Source organism: Oleiphilus sp. HI0128 (assembly GCF_001635365.1).
Window position 1 is genome coordinate 16,259 of record NZ_LWGG01000809.1, and the last position, 14,050, is coordinate 30,308.

Genomic DNA, 14,050 nt, shown 5'->3' on the forward strand with positions numbered 1-14,050 from the left:
AAAAACGCGTACCAACTTATCCCCTACACAGGAAACAGTTCAATACGCGTCTTTTTCGCAATGCGATATTACATCGCAATGATCAAGGCTTAGACTTTCTGCAACCAGCCAAACTTATCTTCTGCCTTACCCCATTGAATATCATTTAGTGCCTGGCGAAGTTTTAAGGTGGTTTCACCTGCCTCACCAGAACCTACTGTAATTTCTTCATCATTATGAATTAAGGTGCCAACAGGCGTTAATACTGCGGCAGTACCAGAAAGCGCGGCTTCGGTACCTGGCTTTTGTGCGCGTTCAATCAATTCACTTACCGTGAAATCACGTTCGCTCACGGTCATTCCCATATCGCGGGCAATCGTTAATATTGAGTCACGAGTAATGCCGTGTAAGAAAGAACTATCCAAGGCCTTAGTTATGATCTCGTTTCCATCAATCAGAATGAAGTTTGCTGCACCGGTTTCCTGTACATCACCATTCGGGCAGAAAAGCACTTGATCAGCATTGTTAGTGTTGCGTGCACGAGCAATTGGGCCTAATGCACTGGCATAGTTACCACCACTCTTAATCATTCCCATATGAGGAGCACAACGCATACCGTCTTCTTCTAGCAATAGCCTTAAGGGCTTAACGCCACCAGAAAAGTAATCACCTACGGGTGATAACAAAACATATAGAAGCGACGTCGCAGAAGAGACCGCGGCTTTTCCAATGCTTGGTTCCGTGCCGATATGAGTCGGACGAATATACATAGAACCTGGCGCTTCAGGTACGTCTTCTACATAAAGTCCGACGATTTCTTTAATCATATCGCCTAATTGTTCTTTGTTAATTTCGGGTAGGAATAATAAATCTGTACTCTGGGCCATACGCTGAACATTGGCATCCATACGAAAAATATTAATGCTGCCATCTTTATGCTTAAATGCTTTCAAGCCTTCAAAGCATGTACTGGAATAATGCAAGACATGGGCACCCGGGTGTAATTCCAGTTTATCGGATGAAATGATACTTGAAGAGGTCCAAGAATTGTTTTCGTAGCTTGCCAGTGCCATTTTAGGCATGAAAACGGTTCCAAATGCGGCCATTACTATTCCTAAGTCTGTAAATGGAAGCCTTGAAATAAGCTTCCGGAATCAATTTTGCTCGGTGTGAATTGCTTATCGCAGCGATATTTTTCAGCAGACTGCACTCAATTCATAAAATTCTGCCTAGTATAAACTACCTAGATCGCCAATCAATGACGATATATCAATAAAGTTGCAAGTATGGCCCTTCAAAAAAGCTCTACCCACCCAACAAGATGAGTATGCCCTAAGCTGGAGGCCACACACCCAGGAATCCAAGCTAAATGTCAAAGTCATGGTAGAATGTCGGCATAAACATTACACTGCCCACAGTTTAAACTCTCTAGCGCAAACAGCGCTCACCCAAGCAGGACTTCCGATGAAAAAAACTTATCAATTAGCTCACCCAAAAATCAAAGTGCCTCGCGTTGTCGACTCAGTAAAACATGACATCAGAAAGTTTCTCAAAAAGGAACGTAAGAAGCCTCTACCTTCTGGCACTAAATATTGGGGTTTTGATTGTAAGTTTGGTCAATCAGAAGAAGCGGCTGTGGAAATTCAGCTGCCCTCTTTGATGAGCCATATCGATGAACTGGTTGCGAATAACATTATGACTATCTACGTGGAAATCACTGCTAAAGCCGTTTCACCTGATGGCAATTCGATTCAACAGGAATATTAGACAGTAAACCCTAAGGCAGCGTGACTCAAAGGTAAAAAGAAATGATGAACACCAAGATATATAAAGCCGTCCACGGGCTTGCAGAAAAGCTAATGGCAGCAGCGAAAAAAGATGACCAAGAAACCTTTGATTCGCTCTACTCTGAACTCAAGGCGATCTGTCTAGATAATGAAGATACAGATAAGGATCACCCTGTTCAATGGGAAACATTAGCTGACTTTTCAGAAGACTTAAGCGATGCGATAGCCATTTATGAAAAGGCCCTAAAGAAGTCTGTCGATATTAATTCAAAAGACCATATGTCTTCAGTGGCATACTCAATGGCGACCTTGCAGGTCGAGCTCGGCCAGACTGAGGAAGCAATCAAAAACCTGCAAAACGCTAAAGTTAGCGCCAATAAAATTGAAGATGACTCACTTAAACGAGAGATCAACGAATTACTTGATTCCTTAGCAAGCCCGATGGAATAAGCATAACCGGGCACACTTTATTCGCCCTTAAGATAGTTTCAATAAGTACTTTTGTGGCGACACCCAGAACTCTACTGTTCTGGCAAAGCCCCTAAGTCATCAAACCATCATCCTTTTGTCACCAAACTGTCACTTCAAACATGAATAGTTTGTACATAAATTGTACAAATCCAAGTATGTATTGATATGACAAAAATCAAGGTGAGCATTGTTACTGAAACCTACTACCCTGAAGTAAATGGCGTTGCCAATACCTTGAAGTACTGGGTTGAAGGACTTCAAAATAAGGGTATCTACACTCAAATCATCAGACCCAAGCAGAATCCTGATGATGCCTCAGTGGAAAGTGATCAATGCGAGACCTATACAGTTGCCGGACTTCCTATACCGAGATACAAGGAGCTCAAGTTTGGCCTACCTTGTAAAAGGAAGCTAGTAAGTCTATGGAAGAAATCTCCACCTTCTGCCATTTATGTCGCGACCGAAGGCCCCCTTGGTCTTTCAGCTGTTCGTGCAGCTAAGAAACTGAATATTCCTATACTTAGCGGCTTCCATACTAATTTCCAGTCCTACAGTAAGTACTACGGCCTAGGGTTTCTCGAACCTTTAATATTTGGCTTCCTGAGGTATTTTCACAACCAGACACGTGGAACGATCGTGCCTACGAAAAAACAGCAGGAATGGCTAAGTCGAAAAGGGTTTGAAAATGTCAGTGTGCTCAGTCGCGGAATCGATTCTTCGCGGTTTACACCAAGTAAACGCTGTTCTCGCCTTCGTGAAAGATGGCATGTGACAGATGGGCAAGTCGTTTGCCTCTATGTCGGCCGAGTTGCAGGAGAAAAAAATATTGCCTTGGCTATCAAGGCCTATGAGAACGTCACCGCCACTCATCCGGACTGTGTTTTCGTCGTCGTTGGTGATGGCCCCTTAAGAAAAACCTTGGAAAGTGAACACCCTGGCATCCGTTTCGTTGGAATGAAAACGGGTGAAGAGCTAGCCAAGTATTATGCCTCAGCAGACCTTTTTCTATTTCCAAGCAAAACCGACACCTTTGGTAATGTTGTGACTGAAGCAATGGCAAGCAGGCTGGGTATCGTTGCATTTAATGACGCCGCTGCGAAGGAACACTTAAGCCATGGCAATTCGGCATATATCGCAAATTTAGACAATGACGAAGCCTTCATTCAATTGACTCTGGAAGCAATCGAAAGCTCTTCCGAGCTGGAAAAAATTCGTGAAAATGCCTATCAATTGGCACAAACAATTACCTGGAACAATATCGTCAATCAGTTCGTCAAAAAGTTACTCGAAAAGCCACCCTTAAGGCTAGGAGATGAGACACATGAATCCTCTCAAAACATCAACAGCATTTAATAAGCTCAATAGCTGGGATATTGCAGCTTGCCTGTACCTTAATCATTTTTGTCGCACTAAAACGGTTAACACCTTCTTTGCAATAATCAGCCGCTTAGGGGATGGTGTTTTCTGGTATAGTCTCGCGCTTGTCCTGCCAATCTTATATGGTGAAGAAGGTCTACTTTTATCAGGGTTGATGATAACGGCGGGCGGTGCTTGCCTACTGATCTATAAGCAACTTAAAAAGAAACTAGTAAGAGAACGACCATTTATCCGCTCAAAAGATGTCTATAAAGGCTGCGCACCTTTAGATCAATACAGCTTTCCTTCTGGACACACAATGCACGCGGCCTGCTTCTCGACTGTTGTGCTATGGCACCTGCCAGAGTTCGCTGTATTATTGGTACCCTTCTCTATTCTAATTGCCCTCTCGAGAATGGTACTCGGCCTTCACTATCCGACAGATGTATTGTGTGGCGCGGGATTAGGTATATTGCTGGCATCAATTGCAAACTACTTAAGCCCCGTACTCTTCTAAACCAGCGCTACTGGCCTTTACCTTATTCCTGCCAAATAGGCACATCGAAGGCCTGTAAGATCTTCCCTGTTTCGGCCAGAGGCAAGCCCACTACATTGCTATAGCTTCCGACAATCCCTTCAACAAACAATGCCGCTTTGCCTTGTATGCCATATGCACCTGCCTTATCCATTGGTTCACCCGTTGCGATATATTGCCTAATTTGCTGATCACTCAGCTTCATAAACGACACTTCTGTTGTCACAACATCAGCTTCAATTACCGCTTTCCCCTCAGATAACTTCGCCACAGCGATACCCGTTAGCACTAGATGATTTGTTCCTGATAAACGCTTTAGCATTTCAAATGCTACGCGTTCATTATCTGGCTTGCCTAGAATCGTGCCGTCTATCGTAACGGTCGTATCTGCAGCTAAAACTGTCTTTTCAGGATTAAAGCTGAGACCTGCTAAGGCTTTTTCTTTAGCCAAGCGCCTTACATAAGCGTCGGGCAATTCCCCTTCAAGTACTGACTCATCGATATCCATTGATGCACTATGATAAGGAACACCGATTTGTTCTAATAGTTCTCTCCGGCGACTGGAGCCAGATGCCAATAGCAAGTCTGCCATATTTTTTAAGATTCCTTCATAAATTGAATAGTAAACCTGGAATAATCGCTTCGGAAAGTATGACAAGCCTCGCTCCTTACGTAGCAGCGTCTTCAACGGAACGGATTGCTTTATCAATTGTTTATAGTCGGTTAAGCAGTAAAGGCGCTTTCTGAAAAATTGCTAGTTTTAACATAACAGTTCTCCAATAAATTTAGCCCTCTAAAAACGTTCAGCAAAGGTACTTTGTTTATCCTAAGAGTTTTTTTCTACTGAATATACAGTTATATAGTATTGCAAGTTACTTACAGCAACGGAAATTTTTTTGTAACTTTTGCTCTATAGAATATTTCGATCACCCTCAAAAAGCGCCAAGATAATAGGCAGTGCTCGATGCAGTCTTTTTCCGAGTAGTACTCACTACGAAGTAGTATGCCCCTAGGGTAATTTTTCGATAGAGCAGAGAGGGAAATGTTTCGTTAGTTGGTAAAACCATAATGTGACATTGAATATTGTTATCACGAATATTTAAAAGGAAGTCGGAATTAACCCCATCAAATCAATAAGCGTTATATCCATAACTATCGCATCAATCTTGCTATCTGCTTGTAGCACCATGCCTTCCCTAGGTGGTGGCGGAAGCGGTGTCGTTACTGGCAGTGCTGCTGGTGAAAGTAGCGTAGATAACAACACAGAACTCGAAAAGTGTGAAGAAACACTCGGCACACTGTCTATCTTTGAAGATACCTCACTACCATGGTGGGGAACTTACAAACAGCAATATCCAAGACTAGGAAGTACTGTCCCGGTCCTAAGACTCATGATTCAGCAATCAAACTGTTTTGTCATCGTTGAACGTGGCGCGGCAATGAATGCAATGAACCGTGAACGTCAACTAATGAATTCTGGTCAACTGCGCTCTGGTAGTAATTTTGGCGGCGGTCAAATGGTAGCAGCTGATTTTACACTTAGCCCCTCTGTCTTGTTTGCAGAAAAAACCGGCGGGTTTGGCGCAGTACTTGGCAGTTTCGGATCACTAGGCAAGCTTGCGGCCGGTCAAATGAGTTCAAATGAAGCCGAAACCAATTTAACGCTTATCGAAAACCGTTCTGGTGTTCAGGTTTCTTCGGCAAATGGTAGCGCTGAAAACAATGACTTCGGTTTCCTTGGCGGCCTATTTGGTGGCGGTGCTGCTGTCGGCGTAGGTGGATTTTCTAAGACTCCTGAAGGTAAGGTTGTTACCGCAGCCTTCGCTGACTCCTTCAATGAAATGGTTAAGGCTCTTCGCGTATACAAAGCCCAAACGGTAAAAGGCGGACTAGGTAAAGGTGGTCGTCTAACGATCGGTGGTGAAGACGACCCAATGCCCCAAGCAACTCAGCAATACACTGCACCTGTTGTCACCCCTGTCGTTGCTGCAGCACCTGTCGTTAATGTTAGAACACGTAATGTAAATATTAGCGTCGACAACTACGATGAAGACGCAATGGAAGATTACTACAAAGCACTTAAGCGCAGTGTGGAGCATATGGGAACATTTGCCTCAATGACTCCCCAGCAAATTGAAGCTATGAAGAATCACCCCGATATGCACGGTATGGGAGCACTCGCCATGTCAATGATTTGGGGAGGCCCGCATGTTTCTCAACTAGAAACTGCACAAATTGAACTCGAATCATGGCCTCAGCAAGCCAAAGAGCAAGCCTGGTCTGCTTATGGCAGCCGCATAATGAAGTACAACAAGATCTTTGAGCGTCACAGACAACGCATCATCTCAAATGGTGCCTACGATGATAGTATTTACCATCAGTTGAATGCGATTGAATTGGTTAATGAAGAAAATCTGTTCCGTTAGGCGCTAAGTTAGCCCATGCCTCCCAGACGTTTTAAGGGAGGCATGGTTCCTTATTTAAAGCTGTCTCCCCCTGATCCAATCAAAAGCTTCTTCCGTAACTTAAAAACCGGAACGGTTAATGCATTATCCCACTTATATTATTGAGTAGTGATAGGCTCCCTACCATGAAGACAGCTGACAAACAGGCATTTATAAAGGGCAACAAGCTACCTGAGTCCTATTTAACTCAGGCCTCAATTTGGTTTGACCCGCTGGTTAAGACTATTATCAAGCACCATAAAGGTGCACAAAAAACCATAATTGTTGGATTAAATGGTTGCCAAGGCTCTGGAAAGACTACTTTGGCAGACTACCTTTCCCTGTCGTTCCAGGCCGAAGGTTTAAAGAGTCTATCCATCTCTATCGACGACTTTTACCTTACGCACGACCAACGCCAGCACTTGGCACGCGACATTCACCCCATGCTTAAAACACGAGGCGTGCCCGGCACCCACGACCTAAATTTGGCCCTGAATACACTGCATGCACTAAAAAGTCACAACCAAGAGATCTCTATACCTCGATTCGATAAAGCTACCGATGATCGCTTTCCAGAATGCAGCTGGCCAAAAGTAGAAGCACCTTTAGATATAATTATTTTGGAAGGCTGGTGTCTGGGGATCCCCGCTCAAGCTGAGGAGCGACTTAAAGAAGCAATCAACAAACTTGAATCAACACAAGACGAAAGTGGCACTTGGCGACAATATGTCAACGATCAACTCTCAAGCCACTATCCGTCTTTATGGAATCAAATTGATTGCTTGATCATGTTACAAGCGCCAAGCTTCGACTGTGTATATCAGTGGCGACTGGAACAAGAAGAGAAACTTCGTCAGAAAAGCTCTTTTGATACGGATCAAACACACAGCAAAATCATGAGCCCTGAGGAAGTCGAAACATTTATTCAGCACTATGAGCGCCTGACTAGACATAGTTTAGATTGCCTTCCTGAGCACTGCCATCACGTACTGAATCTGGACAATTCACGAAAGGTTGTAAAGCACCTTATGCCTAGAGGTTTAGACATTTAAACTCTAGGACAAAGTTAGTTAAACTCTTGATTGAAGAGAATAGAGTAAAGGAGAATCAATATGAAGCAATGGTTAATATTTACTGATTTAGATGGCTCCTTACTAGACCATGAAAGCTATCAATATGCCGAAGCCAAAGCCTTGCTGGGGAAACTAAAGGCAGATCATATTCCTGTTATTTTTGCCACCAGTAAAACTCGTACCGAGGTGCTCAAGCTCAGAAAAGCAATCAAAAACCAGCAACCGTTTATTGTTGAAAATGGCGCTGCTGTCTTGATCCCTACGGACTATTTTCCCTGTAAACCAGAAGCTTGCTACGAGCAAAACGGATACTGGGTTTATGGCTTATCAGAAACACGTCAACACTGGCTCGGTATTCTCGAACAAGCCAAAAAGGATTTTCCGCAGCAATTTAACCATTTTGCAGCGATGAGCGAGCAAGCGCTTGCCGAGCTAACAGGGCTTAGCGTCGAGCAAGCCAAGCAAGCGAATGAGCGCGAGTACAGTGAGCCAATTCAATGGCTAGGCAATCATTCCGATAAGCAATCCTTCATTACTTATCTGGAAAATAAGGGAGGCACCGTTCTTCAAGGAGGGCGTTTCCTATGCTTGAACGGAGATCACGATAAAGGCCGAGCCTTATCTTGGCTGGTCAAACAGTTCATTAATTTTTCCATTCCCTGCGACTTAAAAACACTCGCAATTGGCGATAGTCTTAATGATGTCGCCATGTTGGAGCTTGCTGATAGAGCGCTCATTATCCGCTCTCCAGCTCACGCTCCACCAAGTTTAGCCCGTACTAGTGGCTACCAAGTTAGCGAGCATTGTGGCCCGAAAGGCTGGGCCCAAGGCGTAAACAACATTATCTACAGTTAGAGAGAAAATCATTATGGCTGATTTCTATCAAAACGGCATTGTCACCACCCTACACAACCTATCACGTCGCCCTCTGGATGATTTGGAAGATGAGTTAAGGGGCTTTAGTAAACAACGCCCCATGTCCTTGATTCTTCCATCTCTTTTCTCCGAACTCGAAGGTGAGGCACTACCCAAGATCGTCAGCCACCTCGAAGGTGCCGACTATCTATCAGAAATCGTTATTGGCTTAGATCGAGCTAACGAGGCGCAGTACCGGCACGCTTTAAAGTTCTTTGGCCAATTACCGCAACATCACCGCGTCCTCTGGAATGAAGGTCCACGACTCAAAGCGATTGATGCTGAATTACAAGCCTTAAACCTGGCACCAAAAGAGTTAGGAAAAGGACGAAATGTTTGGTACTGCATGGGCTACACGCTAGCGTCTGACCGATCTGAATCAGTCGCTCTGCACGATTGCGACATTGTTACCTATGACAGAGAACTATTAGCAAGACTGATCTACCCGGTTGCCAACCCTCGCTTCAACTATGAGTTCTGTAAAGGTTTCTATGCTCGCGTTGCTGAAGGCAAAATAAATGGCCGCGTTAGCCGTTTGCTGGTAACGCCGCTATTACGAGCCTTAAAGAAAGTCTATGGCGAATTAGAGTATCTACAATTTATGGATAGCTTTCGTTACCCACTCGCCGGTGAGTTTTCCTTCCGTAAAGATGTGCTTAACGACATTCGCATTCCCAGCGACTGGGGTTTGGAAATAGGTGTGCTTTCTGAGATGCACCGCAACTACGCCAACAATAGGCTGTGCCAGGTAGACATTGCCGATGTTTACGACCACAAACACCAGGACTTGTCAGCTGAAAATGATCAGGGAGGCTTATCCAAGATGTCGATCGATATCTCAAAGGCCTTATTTAGAAAACTGGCAACTCACGGCAAGACCTTTAACACTGAAACATTCCGCTCAATTAAAGCGACCTACTTTAGAATCGCGCTCGATTTTGTCGAAACTTATCACAACGATGCTTTGATGAATGGCTTGTCGCTGGATATTCATCAGGAAGAAAAAGCCGTCGAGCTTTTTGCTCACAACATCATGAAAGCTGGTGAAGCCTTCCTCGAGAAGCCGATGGATACCCCTTTCATTCCTAGTTGGAACAGAGTTATTAGCGCCAAGCCCGATATTCTCGAAAGACTATATGCAGCGGTGGAGGCTGACAATAAGGAGTTTTTCTCACAATGAACTCTATATACTCGGCTCTAGTCCAGCAAGCTCAACACTTGCTGGACGTTATTTATCATGACATCGAACTAAACGAGAGCACCGCCTCTCTAACAGATAGCGCGCTTAAGGAAATGAGGCTAGATACTAGCTGCCAGACACCAGGGGATCACCAGACATTATGGGATCAATCAACAACGTGCATGATTACTTATGGCGACACATTTCTTGTCGATGGGGAAAAACCTCTCCATACACTCAAGCACTTTCTTGACGAGCACTGTGAAAGCACCATTAATTCAGTTCATATCCTGCCTTTTTTCCCCTATAGCTCAGACGATGGCTTTGCGGTCATGGATTTTTCAAGCGTTAATGAAGCCTTAGGCGATTGGCCCGATATCCAGGACATCGCCAGCCACTATAAGCTTATGAGTGATCTGGTGATTAACCATTGCTCTAGCCGTAGTGTCTGGTTTCAGAACTTTATTAAAGCCGAAGGCCCTGGACACGATTACTTTTTTACCGAAGACCCGGAAACAGACCTAAGCGCTGTCGTTAGGCCCAGAACAAGCCCACTACTTAGAAAAACTGAAACGCCTTACGGCACGCAACACGTATGGTGTACCTTTAGTCATGATCAGGTCGACTTCGATTTCAGAAACCCTCGGGTATTACTGCAATTCATCAAGATCATTAGACACTACCTCGATATGGGCGTTCGAGTATTTCGCCTGGATGCTATTGCCTTTCTATGGAAGCGTGCCGGTACTAGCAGTATCAATCTGGAAGAAACACATAACGTCGTTCGCCTGCTTCGTTTGTTAATCGAACATGCTCAGCCCGATGCCATTATTATCACTGAGACTAACATTCCCAATAGAGAAAACTTGTCGTACTTTGGTAATGCTAACGAAGCGCATTGTGTTTATAACTTCGCTTTGCCCCCCTTATTGCTGAATACCTTAATCAGTGGGAACTGTCATCACTTGAAGCTGTGGCTGATGAGCATGCCTCCGGCACAGCACGGCACTTGCTATTTCAACTTCATTGCCTCTCATGACGGTATTGGCTTACGGCCAATTGAAGGAATTCTCAACGAAGATGAGGTACAAAATCTAGTAGAAACCATGCAAAGCTTCGGAGGACAAATCTCATGGCGAGCACTGGACAGCGTAGATGGTCGAAATACCGAAACGCCTTCTCGCAAACCATACGAAATCAATATCTCACTATTCGATGCGCTACAAGGCACGACAGAAGGAAAAGATCAATTCGGTATCGAACGTTTTCTCTGTGCACATACCATTATGTTTGGCTTAGAGGGCATTCCGGGTATTTATGTCCATAGCTTGCTAGCCACCCAAAACGACTATAAGCGAATGGAGAACACCGGCCATAATCGATCTATTAACAGACACCAGTGGGACTATACAGATTTAACTACGCAGCTTAACGAAAACACGCATCACCAGCGTGTCTTCAGCGAAATAAAACGTCTGCTAAAAATCCGACAACAACATGCTGCCTTTCACCCTAATGCAGTGCAATTCACTTTGCACCTGGGGGATAAAATATTCGCCTATTGGCGTCAGTCTCCAGACAGAAAGCAAAGCATTTTTTGTATATCGAACATCAGCAAGGAGTCACAGCAACTTGCGATAGCTGACATTAATCTGGTCGATACTCAAGCATGGTGCAACTTAATCAGTGGGCAAGAGCTTAGCAAAGCTGATAACACAATCGATTTAGCGCCTTATCAGACAATCTGGTTATCAAACCTCTGTGCTCTCTAGCCCGGCTAAATCAACTCGCCTCCTGTTTCGACTAGTCATTTTTCTATAGAAACAGGAAGGCTCCACTCCTTGCATATAAGTACCGTCACCAAAGTGACTTAAAAGAGACATAAATTTGTAGCACTCTCGAAACATAATTCCCTCTTCAGTAAAAACACCTATCGTTAAATGGAAAGGAAAATTATGCACTCTATGAATATGTTTAAGAAAACGGCTCTCGCTCTCGCCATTTCAAGCCCCCTCTTGTTAGCAGGTTGCAGCGATGACGATAAAGACTCCTCGTCAGTCAAAAACTTCAATAGAGTGGCGACTTTCCACGTATGTGAGCAGATCAATACTCAATGTAATGACGACACCGAAACCGTTGCAGAAATTGTTGCCGCAAGCACTGACGGACAAACGTTAATCTATACTGACAGCGAGCAAGAACAGCTAGGCTTCGTCGATATTTCTACTATTGAGTCTCCGGCTGCTGCAGGCACATTCGCACTCAATGGCGAGCCAACATCAGTAGCGATCAAAGGAGAGTACGCTCTCGCGGCTGTAAACACTTCAACAGACTACGTCACGGTATCGGGCGAGCTAGCTGTCATTAATATTGCGAGTAAAACTCTAGTTAGAACGATCGCTCTTGGCGGCCAACCAGACTCTATCGCAGTCAGCCCGGACAGCATGTATGCACTTGTGATTCTTGAAAACGAGCGTGATGAAGATCTAGGCGATGGTGCGCCACCGCAGCTTCCAGCTGGCGAGCTGGTTATTCTTAACCTAAGCGGTGAACCTGCTGATTGGACAAGCCAAACTCTAGACATCACCGGAATTGCTGACCTGTACGCAGCAGACCCTGAGCCAGAATATGTCGATATCAACAGTGACAATATCGCTGTTGTCACACTTCAGGAAAACAACCACATTTTATTAGTTGACCTGGAAACAGCCACGGTTAGCGCAGACTTCTCAGCGGGTACCGTTGATCTTGAAAACATCGACAACACAGAAGAAGATGCCGCCATTATTTCATTAAGCGAGAGCTTAAACGATATTCCTCGTGAGCCTGATGGCGTATCTTGGATTGACACTGAATATTTCGCCACTGCCGATGAAGGTGATTTAGACGGTGGCAGCCGTGGCTTCACAATCTTCAACAAGCAAGGTGAAGTGGTTTACTCTTCCGGCAACGACCTGGACCACATGGCAGTTCGCTTCGGCCACTACCCAGATGCTCGTTCTGGAAACAAAGGTAACGAGCCTGAGAATATCGAAGTTGCTAGCTTCGGTGGTACGCCTTACTTATTCGTCAACTCTGAACGTGCTAACCTAGTATTTGTTTACGATGTCAGTAACCCAGAGCAGCCTGTATACAAGCAAACCCTACCTGCGGGTGTGGGCCCTGAAGGTGGCTTGGCTATCCCTGATAGAAACCTACTGGTTGTCGCCAGTGAAAAAGATGATCGTGGTGATAAGTTCCGTGCGGCATTGAATATCTATCAGCGCTCTAGCGCAGATGCAAGCTACCCAACAATCGAGTCAACTAATCGAGTCGATGAGACACCCATACCTTGGAGCGCACTATCTGGTTTGGCAGCAAGCCCAACAGATGAAAACATGCTTTATTCCATCGAAGACAGCTTCTATGGTCAAAGTCGTATTTTCGGTATTGACGTCAGCACCACACCCGCTCAGCTGAACCAGGAAGTCACAATCAAAGATAGCAATAATATCTTTGCAGCCATTTCCAGAAGCGTTTTGGCAGATGATTCGGTTGATGCTGACGATGCAACACGCGTCAGTGTTTTCGATGAAGCAGACCTAGCGCTACTGATCAATGATGACAACAGCGTCAATATTGACCCTGAAGGTATAGCCGTTGCCAGCGATGGCGGTTTCTGGGTTGCTTCTGAAGGTTCAGGTACACAAGGGGATGCAGGACGACCAATCAATAGCTTGAACTTCATATTCAAAACCGATGCGAATGGCGTCATTGAAGAAGTTATCACACTGCCACAATCAGTGAATGATATTCAAGTACGCTTCGGCTTTGAAGGCATCACTGAATATAACGGTTCAGTCTATGTAGCAATTCAGCGCGCTTGGGGCGATGAAGCGAATCCACGCATTGGTGCTTACAATACGACAAGTGAGCAGTGGAGCTTCTTCTTCTACCCTCTCGATACTGCCGAGTCGCAAAATGGTGGCTGGGTTGGTTTATCTGATATCACCTCGATTGGCGACGGTAAGTTCCTAATGCTTGAGCGTGATAACCAGGGCGGCAAAGATGCAGCCATTAAGCGCATCTATGAGTTTGACGTATCTGCACTGAGCGATGGCGACACCATTAGCAAGACTCTGGTCAGAGATCTTATTGCTGAAGGTGACTTGTCTGCGCCAGGTGGAGCGACTTACGAGAAAATGGAAGGCTTAGCCGTAACTGCAGACAATACTGTTTATGTCGTCAATGACAATGACGGTGTTGATGATAGCAATGGTGAGACGCAGTTAATCAACTTAGGTAATGATTTACTAAACTAAGTGTTAAAC

Annotated in this window: 12 protein-coding genes; 10 read left to right on the forward strand and 2 right to left on the reverse strand. The window is 44.8% G+C overall.

Translation table 11 applies throughout. From position 1 onward, the window contains the following. Positions 1–89: 89 nt before the first annotated feature. Positions 90–1,085 carry a branched-chain amino acid aminotransferase gene (locus A3763_RS12010; protein WP_068509465.1) on the reverse strand — a complete coding sequence of 332 codons (996 nt, stop codon included), beginning with the start codon at positions 1,083–1,085 and terminating at the stop codon, positions 90–92. Positions 1,086–1,443: 358 nt separating this feature from the next. On the opposite strand from A3763_RS12010, the gene A3763_RS12015 reads away from it, so the two are divergent. From A3763_RS12015 to A3763_RS12030, 4 genes are all read left to right on the forward strand, one after another. Then, a complete protein-coding gene (locus A3763_RS12015) occupies positions 1,444–1,746 on the forward strand; it encodes a DUF6172 family protein (protein WP_068509467.1) in 303 nt (100 codons plus the stop codon). Positions 1,747–1,787: 41 nt separating this feature from the next. Further along, positions 1,788–2,216, forward strand: a complete 429-nt coding sequence (locus tag A3763_RS12020; RefSeq protein WP_068509469.1) for a tetratricopeptide repeat protein — start codon at positions 1,788–1,790, stop codon at positions 2,214–2,216. Positions 2,217–2,402: 186 nt separating this feature from the next. Further along, on the forward strand, positions 2,403–3,590 hold the full coding sequence (locus A3763_RS12025; protein WP_068509471.1) for a glycosyltransferase family 1 protein: 1,188 nt from the start codon (positions 2,403–2,405) through the stop codon (positions 3,588–3,590). Further along, positions 3,559–4,110, forward strand: a complete 552-nt coding sequence (locus A3763_RS12030; RefSeq protein ID WP_068509473.1) for a phosphatase PAP2 family protein — start codon at positions 3,559–3,561, stop codon at positions 4,108–4,110. The genes A3763_RS12025 and A3763_RS12030 overlap by 32 nt, the downstream gene beginning before the upstream one ends. A 22-nt stretch (positions 4,111–4,132) precedes the next feature. Here the strand turns inward: A3763_RS12030 and A3763_RS12035 are convergent, their stop codons facing one another. Next, positions 4,133–4,720: a nucleoside triphosphate pyrophosphatase gene (locus A3763_RS12035; RefSeq protein ID WP_068509507.1), complete on the reverse strand. Its 588-nt coding sequence runs from the start codon at positions 4,718–4,720 to the stop codon at positions 4,133–4,135. 595 nt (positions 4,721–5,315) lie between these two features. Between A3763_RS12035 and A3763_RS12040 the strand changes: the two genes are divergently transcribed. The 6 genes from A3763_RS12040 (at position 5,316) to A3763_RS12065 (ending at position 14,041) form a co-directional block, all read left to right on the forward strand. After that, on the forward strand, positions 5,316–6,554 hold the full coding sequence (locus tag A3763_RS12040; protein ID WP_068509475.1) for a CsgG/HfaB family protein: 1,239 nt from the start codon (positions 5,316–5,318) through the stop codon (positions 6,552–6,554). A 164-nt stretch (positions 6,555–6,718) separates the two neighbouring features. Next, positions 6,719–7,624, forward strand: coding sequence for a hypothetical protein (locus A3763_RS12045; protein ID WP_068509477.1), 906 nt, complete (start codon positions 6,719–6,721; stop codon positions 7,622–7,624). 60 nt (positions 7,625–7,684) lie between these two features. Next, the gene (locus A3763_RS12050) at positions 7,685–8,500 is read left to right on the forward strand and encodes a mannosyl-3-phosphoglycerate phosphatase (RefSeq protein WP_068509480.1); all 816 of its coding nucleotides are present in this window, start codon (positions 7,685–7,687) and stop codon (positions 8,498–8,500) included. Between the two features lie 13 nt (positions 8,501–8,513). Next, positions 8,514–9,740 carry a glycosyl transferase gene (locus A3763_RS12055; protein WP_068509482.1) on the forward strand — a complete coding sequence of 409 codons (1,227 nt, stop codon included), beginning with the start codon at positions 8,514–8,516 and terminating at the stop codon, positions 9,738–9,740. Further along, the gene (locus A3763_RS12060) at positions 9,737–11,512 is read left to right on the forward strand and encodes a sugar phosphorylase (protein ID WP_068509484.1); all 1,776 of its coding nucleotides are present in this window, start codon (positions 9,737–9,739) and stop codon (positions 11,510–11,512) included. The genes A3763_RS12055 and A3763_RS12060 overlap by 4 nt, the downstream gene beginning before the upstream one ends. A gap of 183 nt (positions 11,513–11,695) precedes the next feature. After that, on the forward strand, positions 11,696–14,041 hold the full coding sequence (locus tag A3763_RS12065; RefSeq protein ID WP_068509486.1) for an esterase-like activity of phytase family protein: 2,346 nt from the start codon (positions 11,696–11,698) through the stop codon (positions 14,039–14,041). Positions 14,042–14,050 lie beyond the last annotated feature (9 nt).